At 56.5% G+C, this 15,004-nt stretch carries 14 protein-coding genes; 3 read left to right on the plus strand and 11 right to left on the minus strand.

Going from position 1 to position 15,004, the window contains the following annotated elements:
• Positions 1-2: 2 nt before the first annotated feature.
• The 9 genes from ERD84_RS02950 to ERD84_RS02990 form a co-directional block, all read right to left on the minus strand.
• Positions 3-1,274 carry a pyruvate dehydrogenase complex dihydrolipoamide acetyltransferase gene (locus tag ERD84_RS02950; RefSeq protein WP_130038113.1) on the minus strand — a complete coding sequence of 424 codons (1,272 nt, stop codon included), beginning with the start codon at positions 1,272-1,274 and terminating at the stop codon, positions 3-5.
• A 1-nt stretch (position 1,275) separates the two neighbouring features.
• A complete protein-coding gene (locus ERD84_RS02955) occupies positions 1,276-1,761 on the minus strand; it encodes a VOC family protein (protein WP_130038115.1) in 486 nt (161 codons plus the stop codon).
• Between the two features lie 10 nt (positions 1,762-1,771).
• Positions 1,772-3,973 carry an alpha-ketoacid dehydrogenase subunit alpha/beta gene (locus ERD84_RS02960; protein ID WP_130038117.1) on the minus strand — a complete coding sequence of 734 codons (2,202 nt, stop codon included), beginning with the start codon at positions 3,971-3,973 and terminating at the stop codon, positions 1,772-1,774.
• 31 nt (positions 3,974-4,004) lie between these two features.
• A complete protein-coding gene (locus ERD84_RS02965; protein ID WP_130038119.1) occupies positions 4,005-4,832 on the minus strand; it encodes an SDR family NAD(P)-dependent oxidoreductase in 828 nt (275 codons plus the stop codon).
• Positions 4,829-5,554 carry an ABC transporter ATP-binding protein gene (locus ERD84_RS02970; RefSeq protein WP_130038121.1) on the minus strand — a complete coding sequence of 242 codons (726 nt, stop codon included), beginning with the start codon at positions 5,552-5,554 and terminating at the stop codon, positions 4,829-4,831. Before ERD84_RS02970 ends, ERD84_RS02965 begins: the two co-directional genes overlap by 4 nt.
• Positions 5,551-6,330: an ABC transporter ATP-binding protein gene (locus ERD84_RS02975; RefSeq protein ID WP_130038123.1), complete on the minus strand. Its 780-nt coding sequence runs from the start codon at positions 6,328-6,330 to the stop codon at positions 5,551-5,553. The genes ERD84_RS02970 and ERD84_RS02975 overlap by 4 nt, the downstream gene beginning before the upstream one ends.
• Positions 6,327-7,562, minus strand: coding sequence for a branched-chain amino acid ABC transporter permease (locus ERD84_RS02980; protein WP_130038125.1), 1,236 nt, complete (start codon positions 7,560-7,562; stop codon positions 6,327-6,329). Before ERD84_RS02980 ends, ERD84_RS02975 begins: the two co-directional genes overlap by 4 nt.
• A gap of 5 nt (positions 7,563-7,567) precedes the next feature.
• Positions 7,568-8,509: a branched-chain amino acid ABC transporter permease gene (locus ERD84_RS02985; RefSeq protein ID WP_130038864.1), complete on the minus strand. Its 942-nt coding sequence runs from the start codon at positions 8,507-8,509 to the stop codon at positions 7,568-7,570.
• Positions 8,510-8,577: 68 nt separating this feature from the next.
• Entirely contained in the window at positions 8,578-9,816 is a 1,239-nt protein-coding gene (locus tag ERD84_RS02990) for a branched-chain amino acid ABC transporter substrate-binding protein (protein ID WP_130038127.1), read from the minus strand.
• Between the two features lie 239 nt (positions 9,817-10,055).
• Here ERD84_RS02990 and ERD84_RS02995 point away from each other — a divergent pair, with 239 nt between their 5' ends.
• Entirely contained in the window at positions 10,056-10,784 is a 729-nt protein-coding gene (locus ERD84_RS02995) for an SDR family NAD(P)-dependent oxidoreductase (RefSeq protein WP_130038129.1), read from the plus strand.
• 76 nt (positions 10,785-10,860) lie between these two features.
• Positions 10,861-11,586 carry a FadR/GntR family transcriptional regulator gene (locus ERD84_RS03000; RefSeq protein ID WP_130038131.1) on the plus strand — a complete coding sequence of 242 codons (726 nt, stop codon included), beginning with the start codon at positions 10,861-10,863 and terminating at the stop codon, positions 11,584-11,586.
• A gap of 55 nt (positions 11,587-11,641) precedes the next feature.
• Here the strand turns inward: ERD84_RS03000 and ERD84_RS03005 are convergent, their stop codons facing one another.
• Both ERD84_RS03005 and ERD84_RS03010 read right to left on the minus strand, forming a co-directional pair.
• Complete coding sequence (locus tag ERD84_RS03005) at positions 11,642-13,237, minus strand: GMC family oxidoreductase (protein ID WP_130038133.1); 1,596 nt, start codon at positions 13,235-13,237, stop codon at positions 11,642-11,644.
• A 3-nt stretch (positions 13,238-13,240) separates the two neighbouring features.
• Positions 13,241-14,044 carry a shikimate dehydrogenase family protein gene (locus ERD84_RS03010; RefSeq protein WP_130038136.1) on the minus strand — a complete coding sequence of 268 codons (804 nt, stop codon included), beginning with the start codon at positions 14,042-14,044 and terminating at the stop codon, positions 13,241-13,243.
• A gap of 148 nt (positions 14,045-14,192) precedes the next feature.
• Here ERD84_RS03010 and ERD84_RS03015 point away from each other — a divergent pair, with 148 nt between their 5' ends.
• Positions 14,193-14,933: a GntR family transcriptional regulator gene (locus ERD84_RS03015; RefSeq protein WP_245150602.1), complete on the plus strand. Its 741-nt coding sequence runs from the start codon at positions 14,193-14,195 to the stop codon at positions 14,931-14,933.
• Positions 14,934-15,004 lie beyond the last annotated feature (71 nt).

Here is a 15,004-nt window from a genome sequence, read left to right on the forward strand (position 1 = left end):
GCTCAAATAAGGGCGGCCAGGGGATTTTCAATAACAGACTTGAAGATACCCAGCCATTTTGCCGCCAGCGCACCATCAATGGCGCGATGATCCACCGACAAGGTCACTGTCATGACCGAGGCAATGCCAAGTGTCCCGTCGATCACAGATGGCCGCTGCTCGAAACCACCCACAGCAAGAATGGCGGCCTGCGGAGGATTGATAATGGCGGCAAACTCCTGAACGCCGTACATGCCCAGATTGCTGACGGTAAAGCTGCCTCCCTGATACTCATGTGGTGCCAGCTTGCCTTCACGTGCCCTGTGGGCCAGGTCGGCAATATCGAGACTGACGTTGGACAGAGACTTGGTATCTACCCCCTTCACCACCGGTGTAATCAATCCGGTGGGTGTCGAGACGGCTACCGATATGTCGATGTCCTGGTAATGGCGCAAGGCAGATTCGGTCCAACTTACGTTCATCTCGGGCAACTGACGCAAGGCTGCGGCCACGGCCTTCACAATGATGTCGTTGACGGAAACCTTGCGCACGCCCGACTGATTGATTTGCTTGCGCATGGCCAGCAACGCATCCATACGACAGTCTGCGCGCAGATAAAAATGCGGAACGGTCTGCTTGCTTTCGCTCAGGCGGCGTGCAATCGTGCGGCGCATGCTGGTATGTGGGACGTCGGTATAAGATTGCGCCTGCCCTGCCGCCGGCGTCGCAACCGCTGGTGTACCGACCGCTACACTTGCCGCTGCAGCCTGCTGCGCCGCCAGCACATCGCGCTTGACGACACGGCCCTGAGGGCCGCTGCCTGCAAGACCCGACAAGTTTATCCCTGCGTCGCGTGCCAGACGCTTGGCCAGTGGGCTGGCAAAGATACGCTCGTGACTGGCCGCATCGGATGCCGTTGAGGCAACGGGTGCAGGGTCTCGGACGGGCGCCTGACTAGGCGAGGTGCTCTGCTCAGGCGCTGCGACGGCTACGTCGGCGGCACCAGGCTCTGAGGCCCCTGCGGACAATAACGCAGCGATATCCACATCCTTTTCATCCGATGCAAACAAAACCGCAATAGGGGTACCTACCTCTACCTCCTTGCCGGCCTGAACCAGTATCTTGCCCAGCACACCTGCCTGCTCGGCATTGAACTCAATAACGGCCTTCTCGGTTTCGATTTCCGCCAGGCAATCGCCCTCTGCAACGGCCTCCCCTTCCTGTAGAGCCCAGGAAACAATCACGGCCGAATCAGTATTGGCAGCCACTTCAGGCATACGTACAAGCGTTGCCATATCAGACACTCCTTTGTTTCAGATCACTGCGGTAGGTCGAGATGTCTTCGTACTGAACCAGCTCAAGCACATTGCCTTCCGGGTCACGGCAGAAAGCCAGGTAGACCCCGGGGCGCACTTCTACACGCTTGTCTCCGGTCATGAATGTGATGCCTTCCTGCAGAAGCCGCGCAATGGCGGCATCGATATCTTCGATGATGAAAGTCAGGTACACCGCGTTCGGCTTATCCAGAATGAAGGCTGCAGGCTCCTGCTCCGGTACGGCCTGGACGGGAGCAAGCAGCTTGACCCGCTCACCGTTCGAGGTCTGCAGCCGGACCACCGCATACCCTCCTGCCGACAAACCCGATTCCGCTGACTTGTCGGCAGGAACCTGGTATTCGCTGATGAAGGTGAAGCCCAGAACCTGCTCGTAGAAGCGGCGCAGGCCGGCCAGATCGCGGCAGGCTATGCCCACTTCCAGCGGCGATGTCATGTCGAGTGTCATGGTTTTCTCCTTAATCTTTGTCACTGCCGGCGCCCTGCGCCCGCATGCATGCTTGCAAACCCGCAACGACCTCTTCGCTGCGGGCGCAGGCGGCACGCTCCAGCACCTTGCTGATGCTTGGCGATGCTTCGCCGCCGGTAACGCGCTGTACAGGTTGATCCAGCCAATCGAAATAACGGCGCTGGATTTCGTCGGACAGCCATCCGCCGTAGGAAGTACCTTGCGCACCTTGCTCCACAATCAGCACATTGTTGGTCTTCCGGATACTGGCGCCTATGGTGTCCCAGTCTATGCTGGCTCGGTCGAGCCAGCGCAAATCGATGACTTCGGCGTCCACATCGGTTTGCTCAACAGCCTCCAGGCTGTGCGCAACCATGGACAAATAAGTCAATACCGTCACGTCCTTGCCACTGCGCCGCACGGCTGCCTTGCCGAAGGGAATCTGGTAGTCCAGATCATCAACCGGGGCCAGGCCGCTGGATGCGTAAAGATCGACGTGCTCAATCACCAGAACCGGATCTTTCAAGGTCAGTGCGGCGTTCATCAAACCGATGTAATCAAAAGGCGTGGAGGGTGCAACAATACGCCAGCCCGGGCTGGTCGCAAAAATACCAGCCGGATCCATCAAGTGCTGCGAGCCATAACCGCTACCCATGGCGACCTTGCTGCGCAGCACCAGCGGCATATTGATGTCACCGCCAAACATATGGCGCGCCTTGCCGATCTGATTGAACACCTGATCAGCGGCCACCCACATGAAATCCGGATACATGAATTCGACCACCGGTTTGAAACGTCCATCCATGGCCATACCACCACCCAGGCCTGCAAATGCATTCTCGCTGATCGGCGTCCCCAACACCCGCTCCGGGAACCGGTCTTTCAGACCCCGCGTAGCCCCGTTGGTACCGCCTTTGAGGCGATGCACATCTTCGCCCAGCACGACGACGCCCTCGTCCGTCTCCATACGGCGCGCCATCACATCGGCAACCACATCAATGAACTTGCGCTCTTCCAGTTTCCCCTGGAAACCAGCCTGCTCTTCGGTACGTACACCGTCCAGTTCGGACAAGTCACCGCGTATGCCTACATCACGGAAATCAGCACTGGGCCAGAGTTCAGGACGTATCCGCTTCTTGCCGCGCTTGCCATCGGGATCGGCTTCGGTCAGAGCCGCCACTGCCTTCTTCATGGACGCCTGCATGCGCTGGCGCAGCGCTTCGATTTGCTTGGCCGTAATAAGCTTGCGTGCCACCATCTGGCTGCCCAGGGCATCCAGCGGATCCCGCTGACGCCAGGACTGTTCCTCTTCTTTGGTCCGGTAGCCGAAAGCACTGCCTGGGAAACCACCATTTTGGTGGAAATACCGGTACACGTCCGCTTCAATGATGGTGGGGCCATTGCCGGCACGCATATGCTGCAAGGCCTGATCCATGGCCATGTGCACAGCCAGCGGATCCATTCCATCGACCTTCCAGCTGGGGATATTAAAGGCCTGCCCGCGTGCCGACAGGCGAGGTTCGGCCGTAGCCTCCTCTACGTGGGTCGACACGGCATAGCGATTGTTTTCGATAAAAAAGCATAGCGGCAGCTTCCATGCTGCGGCCAGATTCATGGTTTCCAGAACCGACCCGATATTGACGGCACCATCACCAAAATAAGTTACGGCCACCGCATCGGTGCCCGCCTGCTTATGCGCCCAGGCTGCGCCGGCTGCCAGCGGCACGCCACCCCCGACAATCGCATTGGTGCCCAGTACCCCGGCCTCATCCCAACGCAGATGCATTGAACCGCCACGGCCACGGCAGAACCCTTGCGCAAGTCCCATGATCTCTGCCAGGGTGCGTTGCAATAAAGTCTCTACTTCAGCACTGAGCTCCAGCTTGGGATCTATCCCACCCGGCGTCACGTAGGCCAGCGCCTTGCTCAAAAACTGATGATGGCCGCGATGCGAGCCATTGACTTGATCCGCCGCTGTCAGCGAAACAATGGAACCGGCCGCTCCACCTTCCTGGCCTATGCTGGAGTGAGCGGGCCCGTGCACCAGTCCTTCCATGGCCAGCTCGACGACCGTCTCTTCGAAAGCCCTGATAAGGTGCAAATGCGAGAGCAGCGTACCCAGCAGCCTGGGGTTGGCCTTCTTCCAATCTTCTTTGGTGGTGCGCAGCTCAACCCATCGCGACGATGGGGAAAGTTCAATGATTTCAGGCATGGGAGTCGTCTCCGGACGGATTGATTTGGGTTCAGATATAGCTGTAGGCAGACCAGCCGCCATCGGCCACGGCAACATGGCCATTAATGAATGCGGCGTGCTCCGAGGCCAGAAACACAGCCAGCGTGGCAATTTCGTGCGGCTCGCCCAAACGCCCAACAGGCGTGCGTCGTGTCAGGGCGTCGAGATCCATGCGGCCTTCCGCAACCAGCTCTTCGACGAGCGCTGTCTTCACATAGCCTGGCGCAATGGCGTTCACCCTGATGCCATGACCGGCCCATTCGATGGCCAATACTTTGGTCAGCATGGCGACAGCCGCCTTGCTGGTGCAATAGGCAGCCCGCTCAGGAGCAGCGATGGTGCCATACATGGATGAGACATTCAGAATGACTCCGCTGCCCTGCTCGACCATATGCCGGCCAACCGCCTGAGCACAGTAAAAAACCCCATTCACATTGACGTCCATGGCCTTGCGCCAGAGTTCGCCGGAAAGCTTCAGCGTCGGCTGGTTCATGGAAATACCGGCGTTGTTCAGCAAGATGTCCAGACGTCCAAAGGCCGCATGAACGGCCTGGACGGCGCCATGGACGGCGGCTTCATCGTTGACGGCCGCCACACAGGTTTGTACCTGAACACCCGGAAACTCTGCCTGTAACGATGTACAAGCTGCCTGCAGTGCTGGGCCATTGATGTCCAGCAGCGCCAGGCGCGCATCGCAGGCGGCAAACGCCCGCGCCATAGCCAGGCCAATGCCGTTGCCTGCACCGGTAATGAAAACCACTTTGCCCGCCAGATCTTGAAAAGTCTTGCCTTGCGCAAGGCGAGCGAGCATGTCTGCAGCGATAGTTGTTTCAGTCATACAGCCAGCCAGTCTTTCAGCAGCTGCGAGTTGCCAGCCAGTTCATCGGGCGTACCTCGAAAGACGATCTTGCCGTGCCCCAGCAAACATACAGCGGTGGAGATTTTCATGGCGATAGTGAGCTTCTGCTCAACCAGAATAACCGAAACACCTTTTCTGTGAATATCCTGAATGGCTTCACCCACGATCGTTACATTCTTGGGTGCCAGGCCTTCGGTCGGCTCATCGATCATGATCAGGCGCGGGTTCCCCAATAAGGAGCGGCATATGGTGAGCATCTGCTGTTCGCCCCCGGACAAATTGCCCGCCTGCGTATTACGGCGCTCTTTCAGACGCGGAAAGTAATCGAACATTTCTTCGATGGTCCAGGCCGGTACCCCATCGCGCGCACGTTGTATGCCCATGGCGAGATTTTCATCAACGGTCAAATTGGCAAATACATCCCGCTCTTCCGGCACGTAAGCCATGCCTGCCCGAGCCACCGCATAAGGCGGTGCTCCCGCAATTTCCCGCTCGTCAAACCGGATCTGGCCTGAAGTGGGAGGCACAAGACCCATAATGGACTTGATCATGGTCGAACGCCCCGAACCATTGCGGCCCAAAAGGCTGACAACCTCACCCTGCCCAACGTCAAACGTGACGCCATGAAGAATATGACTTTTACCGTAATGCACGTGCAAGTCCCGCACCGATAGCAAAGGCACTGCGCCTGTCTCCGTCATGCCTTTACCTCCGTACCCAGATAAGCTTCCTGGACCTGTGCGTTGTTGCGGATTTCATCCGGCGTCCCGGTAGCAATGATCTTTCCATAAACCAGCACACTGATCCGGTCGCTCAGAGAAAACACGACTTCCATGTCATGCTCGACCAGCATCAATGATCGCCCTTGCGAAAGCTCGCGTATCAATCCTACGGTGTACTCTGTTTCTTCCCTCGACATACCGGCCATGGGTTCATCCAGCAGCAATACTTGCGGATCAGAGGCCAACGACATACCTATTTCGAGCGAGCGCTGCTCGGAATACGAGAGCTCACCACCCAGGGTATCGCGGCAACGGGTCAGCCTGACACGCTCAAGCAGCTCTTCGGTTTCTTGCGTTACCTTGTACGCCCCTGAAATCCGCTTCCAGAAGTTGTACTCCAATCCGTGACGGCGCATGATGCCGAAGCGCAGATTCTCGAAGACGCTAAGTCCCGGAAAAATATTGGTGATCTGAAACGAGCGCGCCATACCCAAGCGGTTGATGGCACGTGCCTCCAGACCATGTATGGGATCTCCGTGCAAAAAGATTTCACCGGACGATGGCCGGAACTGTCCCGAGATCAGATGGAACAACGTGGATTTGCCGGCGCCATTGGGACCAATGACTGCATGGCGCTCACCCTGACGCAGCTCCAGGTCGACGCCACGAATAATATGCGCCTCGCCAAAAGACTTATGCACATCGTGCAAGGTCAGCACCGCCTTATCGCTTGCACTGCTTGTTGCGTTGATCATTCTGCATCCCCTTCGCACAGCGACCGCCATTTGCGGTTTACGTACAAGACTATGGCAACCCCTGCCACCATCAAGACAACAGGCAAGAGCCAGGTTGTAAGCGCGCCCGGCAACCATACCCGGTGAAACAGCGTTACACCCGGCCAAGCCGCGCCCGCCGTCAGCTGAGACTGATAATCCAAGGCCAGTATCAAGGCAAGAAACTCACACAGGAAAACGAACCCGGCAGCCGCCACGGCACAACCAATCACCCATCCTGACAACACGCCCGACAATCGTGCGGTGCTGAAGCGCCCACGATTGCTGCTCCACCATTTGCCTATGCTGAACAGGCCCGCGGGCAGGAACATCATGACCAGGACGAAAATCACGCCCTGGTATAGCAGCCAGGTTCGCGTCATGTCGGAAACCGCGTACCCGAAGAACGTCATGACCGCGGCACCCAGGGCAGGACCGAAGAAGGCACCGATTCCACCTATGTACGAGTTCAGGACCACCTGCGTCGACAAGGTCATGTCGAACAACACATAATTGGCGGCCTCGTTATTCATGGCCAGCAAGGCCCCGGCCAGCCCCGAGAAGGTCGCGGAAACGGTAAATACCAAGGTTCGCAGCCTGTGTACGTTGTAGCCCATGAACTTGAGCCTATGGCTGTTTTCGCGCAGGCCCAGGCACAATCGCCCGAGCGGAGTTCGCGTAAAGTAATACAAGAGGGCAATACCCAAGGCAACCCAAGCCAGGGTGAGGTAATACACCTCGATCGACGTTCCAAAATTGAAGCCCCAGGCAGGCATGCGCATCGCCGATACGCCACCCTCGCCTCCGAAGATATCTTTCAGGTGAGGGGCGAGCGTATGCAGCAGCTCGGCCAAAGCCAGCGTGATCATCGAAAAGTACACGCCACTACGTTGCGTTGAAAACCAACCCGCGACAAGGCCCAGCAAGCAACCAGCCAGCGCGCCCAGCAAGGGCATGAAGGGAGTGGGAAGCAGCCCGGTCTCGTCCAGCGCATTCATGCCATGTATGGTTGCAAAGGTCCCGATGGCGAAATAGGCGGCATGGCCGAACGAAAGCATCCCGCCTTGACCGGCCAGCACATTGAATGCACTGGCAAATAGCGCCGCAATCAGCATTTGAATGGCTGCATTGACCAATGAGGTCGACAGGTAGAGCGGCAGGGCCAGCAGTACGGCGAAAAGCGCCGCCAGAACAAACAGTCGTGATAATTTCATGTGGTCTACTCCCGATCACCCATAAGCCCCGATGGACGAATCAGCAGAACCAACAGCATCAGAAAGAACGGAATCGTGGCCGACAACGATGACACCTTAAGCGTCAGCAGACCTCCAATGTTCTCGGCCCATTCACCTGCACCAAAATAGCCAAACAAATCAGCGAGGCTGTAGTCGATACCCACGGCAAACGATGAGATAAGCCCGATCAGCAGTGATGCCAGCATGGCGCCTTCCAGCGATCCCAGGCCACCTACTACCACCACTACGAACACCAACACCCCGAGTTCCAGCGCCATATTGGGGTTGGTCGTGTAGAACGCACCGGCTACCGCGCCCGCCAGGCCTGCCAGGCCTGCGCCGACCGCAAATACGCCCATGAAGACCATGGGTACGTTGTGTCCCAACGCCTCTACCATGCGTGGTTTGTATATGGCGGAACGCACCACTATGCCCACTCTGGTTTTGGTCAACAGGAGATAGATCAGCACGAACATCAAAATGGACGTACCGCCAATGAGGAGACGATAGAAGGGATAGTCTGCGCCGAAAACCGAGAACGCCGAGAAGGACAAAGATTCGGGTACACGGTAGTTGACGGGATAATTGCCGTAGAACAGCTTGATGACCTCGGCAATGATGAACGACACACCGAACGTAAGGAGCAGCTGATGGCCATGTCCGTAGCGATGCACGCGCCGCAACAGATAGCGCTCGACCAATGCGCCCAGAACACCAACAATCAGCGGCGAAATAATGATCGCCGGCCAGAAGCCCAGCACTTTCTCAAGGCTGAATGCCAGATAAGCCCCGACCATATAAAACGAAGTATGGGCGAAGTTCAGGACGCCCATCATTCCAAAGATCAGGGTCAACCCCGCTGACACCATGAACAGCAACAAGCCGTACACGGTACCGTTCAATAGGGAAACCGTAAAAAATTCCATCATTGCACCTTTCTACCGCCACCATTTACCTTACCGGCACCGGCGTGCAGCCGGTGCCGTACCCAGCATCAGGCAGGACGCTTCATCTTGCAGGTTTTCTGCAGCGGATTCACTGCATCGGGGCCGGCGAACTGTGTCACAACTTCGAAGCCCATGGCGGTTTCGTCAGCCTTGTACTTGGCTTCCTTGGTCACTTTGGACACCACGATAGGCAGAATCACCTGGTGGTCCTCTGCACGAATTGAGGTTTCACCCACAGGGGTAGTGAGCTTAACCTTCTCGAGATTCAGCGCAAGCTTGGCCATGTTCAGCTGGCCATCCTCGGGAGGCGTGGCTTTCAATGCTTCGGCAAGCATCCGAATGCCAAATACGGTTTGCGGTTCGATATAGGTAGGATAGTGCCCCGTCTCGGCTTTGTACTCTTCGCCAAATTTCTCGGCTTCCGGGCTGGCAGACATGTTGTAGGCATTCGCTATGTAATGGCCCAACGCCGTTTCACCGGCATTGGCCAGATTGCCCGGCTGATCCAGGAATACCGTGCCGAATCGCACGTCAAGGCCTGCCCCACGAGTTGCCTTCATCAATAGCAACAAGTCATTGGACCAGTTGCCGGTAATGACCGTCTGAGCACCGCTCGCCTTGATCTTGCTGGCATAGGGCGAAAAATCTTGAATGCGGTTGACATCGTGCAGTGTGCTTTCCACCACTTCATATCCACCCTCTTTGGCGAAGTCCTGGATGGAAGTCTGCATATCGTTGCCCCAGGAATAGTTCTGGTTCATCGAATAAACCTTGGTGCCCAGATCGCCCGCCTCTTTCATGGCCTTGACCAATGCCTTGACCCGTATGGGTGCGTTGGTCGTGAAGCGGAAGTGATAAAAGTGGCATTTGTCGCCTGTCAGTTCAAGCGCCTCACCACCCATGTTCAGGAACAGCACTTCTTTGCCCGGGTTACGTATATTGTATTTACGGACATCTTCGGTAATTTGCCCGGACACAGCAGAGGAAGATCCTTGAATAATGATGCGGGCGCCGTCGGCAATGGCCGCTTTGACCTTGTCTGACGCCCCCGCGGGGCCGCCCTGATTATCGTACTCGGCAATCTGGATGGCTTCGCCATTCCAGCCGCCGGCTTCGTTCAGTTGCTGAAGACCGTAGTTGGCCGCGGTGCGGTACATCAGACCGGTGGAGGCCTGGGCTCCGGACAACGTTTCAACCAAGGCGATCTTCAAAGGAGCGGCCTGGGCGGAGGCCATCGCAACCATGCCGCAGGCTGAAAGCGCCACAGCCAGTTTGGTAAAGTTCATACTTGTATCTCCTGTTCTCTTTAAAAATGGGTCATACGCTGGGCATCACCCTTCTGATTTTTCTAAATGTCTGATAACATTTTCAACTTATCAGACAAGCTGCAGCGAAATTCTACGTATGCAAAAAACCCGTGTCAAAGCTCAGCCTGTATAAATTCATCCTGTTTTGCTAAGCACTTGTATTTTTCTTTTTAAAACAATAGCTTATATAGGATAGGTATTAACCCTAGCTATAAAAAATGATAACTTTTAACGAGAAAACCATACTCATCACTGGCGCCGCCGGAGGCATAGGTCGCGCTGCGGCAAAGAAAATGGCGGCCTTAGGAGCCGACGTTGCCATCAGTGATGTCAACCTCGATGCGGTCCAGGCCGTGCAAAAAGAAATCGGCGCATCGGCCAGCGCCTATTGCACCGACGTCTCTGACGCACAATCCTGCAAGCAGACCGCCGCAGAAGTGGCGCAACGTTACGGCAAGATCGATCACCTGGTGCACTGCGCCGGTATCTATCCTGAAAAACAAGTCGCCGATATGACGCAGGATGATTGGCGACGTTTGATGAGCATCAATCTGGACGGCACCTTTCACATGTGCCAGGCTGTTTTGCCTTATTTGGCCGAGAACAGTTCCATCGTCAATCTGGCTTCCTTGGCTGGCCATCGCGGCAGCCACTCTCACGCCCACTACTCCGCCTCGAAAGGCGCCGTAAGCAGCCTGAGCAAGAGTCTGGCACTCGAACTGGCTCCCAAGACCCGTGTGAACATTGTGTCTCCCGGCATCATCGACACAGCCATGGCGTCCAGCCTGATGCAGCAAAAAGGCCAGGCCCTGCTCGACGCCACGCCGCTCAAGCGCTTCGGCAGTGCCGATGAAGTCGCCGGCGTCATAATGTTTCTGTGTTCCGAGCTCGCCAGTTTTGTGAACGGAGAAACCATACACGTCAACGGCGGCTTATATATTGTCTGACCGCGGCATAGTCCAAACGCCTGCATCCCGGCCGACTAGAGCCTGACATGACAACAGAACGAGATATAAACATTACATGGACGATACTTCCTCCTCCGGACCGACGCCCTCTCTTACCATGCCTATTGTCGAATGGCTCACCCAAGAGATAGAACAACAACGCCTGAAACCAGGTGACAAACTACCCAGTGAAAAGCAACTCGGCGAGCAGTTTTCCGTCAGCCGCTCAGTCGTTCGCGAAGCGGTATCGCAACTGAAGTCCGAAGGGTTGGTGAGTTCACAACAAGGGCGTGGCGTGTTCGTGAACGAACGAGGAGCAAGGCAGACATTCAGGCTGGATCCCACCCGTCTGGACGACAAGGAAGATGTCGCTTATGTGCTTGAGCTGCTGATCGCAATTGAAGGGGCTGCCGCCCGACTTGCGGCCTTGCGCCGAACTCCCCAAGACCTGAAAAACATCAAGCGGGCACTGATAGGTATGGAATACGCCATTGCCAACGACCAGCTTGGCGATACCGAAGACTATGCCTTTCATCAAGCTATCGTTGATGCAGCACAAAACCCCCACTTCATTGCGCTTAACGAATACTTGGAGCAGCACGTCAGGCACCTGATCCGCAGTGCGCGCAGCAATACGGCGCAGTATCACCAGGACCTGGTGGAAGAGGTGCAAAAGGAACATCAAGCCGTCGTGCGGGCCATTGAAGCCCAGGATCCCGATGCAGCGGCCCACGCAGCCGAAACCCATTTGCGCAAGGCAGCGGAACGCCTGAACACTTATCTGGCCTTCCCGCCTGCCTGACTGTTGCTCTGACACCGCGATGGCTACCAGCGAGATGTCAGGGCAGGCGCAAGGTTCAGGCCTGCGCGTCCTGCAATATCATGTCGGCGCCCTTCTCGGCCACCATCATGACGGCCGCCTGGGTATTGCCTGACACCATCAGCGGCATGACGGACGCATCGACCACCCGCACACCATCCATACCCCTGATGCGCAGGCGTGGATCTGTGACCGCCTTGTCGTCATTACCCATCCGGCAGGTACCGATGGGATGGTAGATGGTCTGGCCGGTCTGCCGCGCAAACTCCAGCCATTCGTCGAAAGTGTCGACCTCTTTGCCCGGATTCATTTCATACGACACATACCTCTGCATGGCCGGCTGGCCCACAATGCGCCGCGCCAGTTGCATGCCTTTGACAAGAGATTCGCGGTCGGCGGCCGCATCGAGAAAATTGGGCCGGATGGCCGGGCCATCAAGTGGGTTCGGAGATTTGATATGTATGGTGCCACGCGACTCGGGGCGAAGCTGGGCTACCCCTATCGTCATGCCTGGCTCTTTATCGAGCACGCGATTGGCTGCATTGGCATAGCTTGCATGTACGAAAAAATATTGCACATCCGGAGTCTGGAGTTGTTCGGACGTTTTTACGAAACCATGGACCAGTCCGGTCCCCAGTGTCAGTATTCCTTTGCGCTGCAGATAGTAGCGTGCAACCTGGCAAGCCAATGGCAGCCCGCGCGACATTTCGTTGAGTGTGGTCGTGTTCTGCGCCCGCCAGTTCATGCGGGTAGCAAAGTGATCAATGTAGTTGGCACCTACACCTTCCAGACCATGCGCCAGCGGAATACCTTGCGCCCGAATAACATCGGGGTCACCCACGCCTGACAGTTCCAGTAACTGCGGCGTCTGGATGGCACCCAGACACAGCAGGGTTTCACGCTTTGCCTTGACGGAGATTTCTTGTCCGTCTTTGCGATACACCAGACCAACACAGCGCTTGCCTTCAAGAATCAAGCGCAGAACATGAGCGTTGGATTCGATAGACAGATTCTTGCGCTGGCGCGCGGAGTTCAAGTAACCCTCGACAATACTCCAGCGCCTGCCCTTGTGCTGCACGACCTGATAATAGCCAAAGCCCTCTTGATCACCATCGTTATAGTCGTCGTTCCAGCGCTGACCGTCTTCCTTGGCCGCTTGCAAGAAGGCATCCGATATCGGAAAGCGCTCGGCAACCTGCTCCAGGTGCATGGGCCCGTTATTGCCTCGAGCCTCGCCACCCCCAGCGTAGTTTTCGAGTTTGCAAAAATACGGTTCAACCTGATCGTAGCCCCACCCCTGTGCGCCTGCGGCTTGCCAGGCATCGTAATCCTGCGCCTGGCCCCGAACATAAATCATGCCATTGATCAGTGTGGAGCCTCCTAGCCCCTTGCCGCGCGGTACTGCGATGGTACGGCCATGAACGTTCTCTTCTGGCTCGGTCTGAAATCCCCAGTTGAAGCGGGGATTGACCATTAGCTTGCTGAAGCCGGCCGGTATATGCACCCACATCGAGCTAGCATCCTGACCGGCTTCGACCAGTAAGACGCGGTATCGGCCATCGGCCGACAGGCGATTGGCAAGTATGCAGCCTGCAGTACCGCCCCCCGCAATGATGTAGTCGTAGTCAGCCATGGCTTATTTCGAGTTTGATACGCCCAGGAACTCGGCCATCAGCTCAATCTGGCTGGCCAGCATCGGCGCTCCGTAATGCACGGCGCAACCTCGTTTGCGGGCGGCGAGCAGCAGCGCGGTTTCTTCGGGCTGCATGATCACCTCGCACACCAGTTGGCCGGCGTCCAGTTTGTTGACATCCATGGGGAGGGCATCACCCTCTTTCAAGCCCAGAGAGGTTGCATTGACGACCAAGTCGTGACCAGAAGGATCGGCGGTGCCGATATCAATGTGGGCCTGTGGATGGATGTCGAGAATGCGGGCCTTGAGGTCTTCGGCCTTGGCAACGGTACGGTTAGCGATGGTCAGGCGACTGACCCCATACTGCACCAGGCCAAAGGCGATGGCATTGGCTGCGCCGCCAGCGCCCGCCATATAGGCCGATTTGCCTTTGATATCGTGGCCGCCTGATTGCAGGCCACGCACAAAACCTTCGCCATCCAGCATATGGGCTGTTAGCCGACCGTTGGGTTCACGACGCACCACATTGGCGGCGCCAATCTTCCGGGTGGTATCGGACGCGTCATCGCATAACTCCAATACCGCCGTTTTATGCGGCACGGTGACAATAAGGCCAACCAGGTTTTCCAGCTTGCGCAGTCCGTCCAGCACGGTAGCCAGATTATCGGGCGTGGCATGAAAAGGCACCAATACGCCATCGTAGTTGGCACGCGCGAAATGTTCGTTCATGCGCTGCGGGGTTTTCACATGATGGATGGGGTCCGCAAGGATCCCGAACAGCTTTGTCTCGCCTGTAATTTGTCTCATGATCTGGTCCCCATATTTCTATTCGATTATTGTGCCCCTGGACAGGGCAGCGTACAAAGCGCATATTAAGATATATGATATACAACGTAAATGCGGTATTGCAAATTGAATCCAGATAAAATCTGATTAATTTTCTTAATGAGTTCCTATGTCCAGTCTGAAACCTGTCAAAAGGGAAAACCTTTCCGTAAAGGTTTACAAGCAGATACGCGAGGCACTTATCAATGGACAATACGAACCTGGCGAACGGTTGGTCATCGGCGAGCTTGCACGTGAAATGGGGGTGTCCATCACGCCCGTGCGCGAGGCCATTTTTCGGCTGATTAGTGAACAAGGTCTGGAAATGCAGGCCGCAACCGCCGTATATGTGCCATTTGTAAACTCCGCTCGCCTTGCCGAAATCCAGCAGATCCGCTTTCATCTTGAAGGCATGGGCGCTGCCGAGGCCGCACGCCAGATCAGCACCAAAGAGCTCGACGATCTGACGGCCCTGCAAGCCGAATTCATCAGTCTGACCTCCACCAACCCTGGCCGGGCGAGTTACCTGAACCGCAAGTTTCATTTCGCCATCCTTGAAGCCAGTCGTATGCCGACGCTGATCAGCACGGTCGAAACATTCTGGGTCATCACCGGCCCCATATTGAAGATATTCCACGTCAAGACCTCGGGGCTCGATTATTCGGATCGACAGCATCGCCACGAAGCCGTGCTCGACGCCCTTAAAGCCCGCGATCCCGAAGCAGCCACCCGAGCCATCCAGGCAGACATGACCTGGGGCGGAAAAATAATGGTTGACTGGCTGGCAGAGCGGGAAGCCGAGCAAGCCCTGGCCAACGACGAAGCAAACAGTCACAACCCCTGTACGCCCAGAGCATCCTGCAAGCGCTAGGGGAAATTCCCGATTCGCTGGTGTGCCTCCATAACTAGAATGATCTAGGACAAAGTTTGTTCCTGAAGAAC

Origin of the sequence: Pollutimonas harenae, assembly GCF_004153685.1 — a bacterium.
In the GTDB taxonomy this organism is placed as follows: domain Bacteria; phylum Pseudomonadota; class Gammaproteobacteria; order Burkholderiales; family Burkholderiaceae_B; genus Pusillimonas_C; species Pusillimonas_C harenae.

Bases quoted from the DNA above. Each gene is read 5' to 3' on its own strand.
- ERD84_RS02950 (WP_130038113.1), bottom strand. From the start codon at position 1,274: ATGGCAACGCTTGTACGTATGCCTGAAGTGGCTGCCAATACTGATTCG.
- ERD84_RS02955 (WP_130038115.1), bottom strand. From the start codon at position 1,761: ATGACACTCGACATGACATCGCCGCTGGAAGTGGGCATAGCCTGCCGC.
- ERD84_RS02960 (WP_130038117.1), bottom strand. From the start codon at position 3,973: ATGCCTGAAATCATTGAACTTTCCCCATCGTCGCGATGGGTTGAGCTG.
- ERD84_RS02965 (WP_130038119.1), bottom strand. From the start codon at position 4,832: ATGACTGAAACAACTATCGCTGCAGACATGCTCGCTCGCCTTGCGCAA.
- ERD84_RS02970 (WP_130038121.1), bottom strand. From the start codon at position 5,554: ATGACGGAGACAGGCGCAGTGCCTTTGCTATCGGTGCGGGACTTGCAC.
- ERD84_RS02975 (WP_130038123.1), bottom strand. From the start codon at position 6,330: ATGATCAACGCAACAAGCAGTGCAAGCGATAAGGCGGTGCTGACCTTG.
- ERD84_RS02980 (WP_130038125.1), bottom strand. From the start codon at position 7,562: ATGAAATTATCACGACTGTTTGTTCTGGCGGCGCTTTTCGCCGTACTG.
- ERD84_RS02985 (WP_130038864.1), bottom strand. From the start codon at position 8,509: ATGGAATTTTTTACGGTTTCCCTATTGAACGGTACCGTGTACGGCTTG.
- ERD84_RS02990 (WP_130038127.1), bottom strand. From the start codon at position 9,816: ATGAACTTTACCAAACTGGCTGTGGCGCTTTCAGCCTGCGGCATGGTT.
- ERD84_RS02995 (WP_130038129.1), top strand. From the start codon at position 10,056: ATGATAACTTTTAACGAGAAAACCATACTCATCACTGGCGCCGCCGGA.
- ERD84_RS03000 (WP_130038131.1), top strand. From the start codon at position 10,861: ATGGACGATACTTCCTCCTCCGGACCGACGCCCTCTCTTACCATGCCT.
- ERD84_RS03005 (WP_130038133.1), bottom strand. From the start codon at position 13,237: ATGGCTGACTACGACTACATCATTGCGGGGGGCGGTACTGCAGGCTGC.
- ERD84_RS03010 (WP_130038136.1), bottom strand. From the start codon at position 14,044: ATGAGACAAATTACAGGCGAGACAAAGCTGTTCGGGATCCTTGCGGAC.
- ERD84_RS03015 (WP_245150602.1), top strand. From the start codon at position 14,193: ATGTCCAGTCTGAAACCTGTCAAAAGGGAAAACCTTTCCGTAAAGGTT.